Origin of the sequence: Alkalilimnicola ehrlichii, from assembly GCF_003399765.1 — a bacterium.
Classification (GTDB): domain Bacteria; phylum Pseudomonadota; class Gammaproteobacteria; order Nitrococcales; family AK92; genus AK92.
Map to the genome: position 1 here is coordinate 1 of NZ_NFZV01000079.1, position 1,199 is coordinate 1,199.

Annotated in this window: 1 protein-coding gene; it reads right to left on the reverse strand. The window is 60.3% G+C overall.

From position 1 onward, the window contains the following. Positions 1-5: 5 nt before the first annotated feature. Positions 6-1,196 carry an elongation factor Tu gene (tuf, locus tag CAI21_RS22740; protein WP_116304387.1) on the reverse strand — a complete coding sequence of 397 codons (1,191 nt, stop codon included), beginning with the start codon at positions 1,194-1,196 and terminating at the stop codon, positions 6-8. Between the last annotated feature and the right edge of the window lie 3 nt (positions 1,197-1,199).

The following is a 1,199-nucleotide window of genomic DNA, read 5'->3' on the forward strand; positions in this document are numbered from 1 at the left end:
GCCGCTTACTCGATAATCTTGGAAACGACGCCGGCGCCGACGGTACGGCCGCCTTCACGAATCGCGAAGCGCAAGCCGTCTTCCATCGCGATCGGCGCAATCAGGGTAACCGTCATCTTGACGTTGTCACCCGGCATTACCATCTCAACGCCTTCCGGCAGCTCGCAGGAGCCGGTCACGTCGGTGGTACGGAAGTAGAACTGCGGCCGATAACCGTTAAAGAACGGCGTGTGACGACCACCTTCATCCTTCGACAGAATGTACACTTCGCATTCGAAATGCGTATGCGGGGTGATCGATCCCGGCTTGCACAGCACCTGGCCGCGCTCAACCTCGTCACGCTTGGTACCGCGCAGCAGCACACCAACGTTGTCGCCCGCCTCGCCCTGATCCAGCAGCTTGCGGAACATCTCAACGCCCGTGCAGGTCGTCTTCGTGGTCTCTTTCAGACCCACGATCTCAACCTCTTCGCCCACCTTGACCACGCCACGCTCGACACGCCCCGTGACCACGGTGCCACGACCGGAAATCGAGAACACGTCCTCGATCGGCATCAGGAACGGCTGGTCCACCGGACGCTCCGGCGTCGGAATGTACGCATCCATCTCGCCAATCAACTTCTCGATCGACGGAATGCCGATGTCCGACGTGTCGCCTTCCAGCGCCTTCAGCGCCGAACCCGTCACGATCGGGGTGTCGTCGCCCGGGAAGTCGTAGCTCGAGAGCAGCTCGCGCACTTCCATCTCCACCAGCTCTAACAGCTCCGGATCGTCAACCATGTCGGCTTTGTTCAGGTAAACAACAATGTACGGAACACCAACCTGACGCGCCAACAAAATGTGCTCGCGGGTCTGCGGCATCGGGCCGTCCGCCGCCGAGCATACCAGAATCGCGCCGTCCATCTGCGCCGCGCCGGTGATCATGTTCTTCACATAGTCCGCGTGACCCGGGCAGTCAACGTGCGCATAGTGACGAACGTCCGACTCATACTCCACGTGCGCCGTCGCAATCGTGATACCACGCGCGCGCTCTTCCGGCGCATTGTCGATCTGGTCGTAAGCACGAAACTCTCCGCCGTGCTTCTCGCCCATCACCTTCGTCAAAGCCGCCGTCAGCGTCGTCTTACCATGGTCAACGTGACCAATGGTCCCTACGTTCACATGCGGCTTCGTACGCTCAAACTTTTCCTTGGACACGGT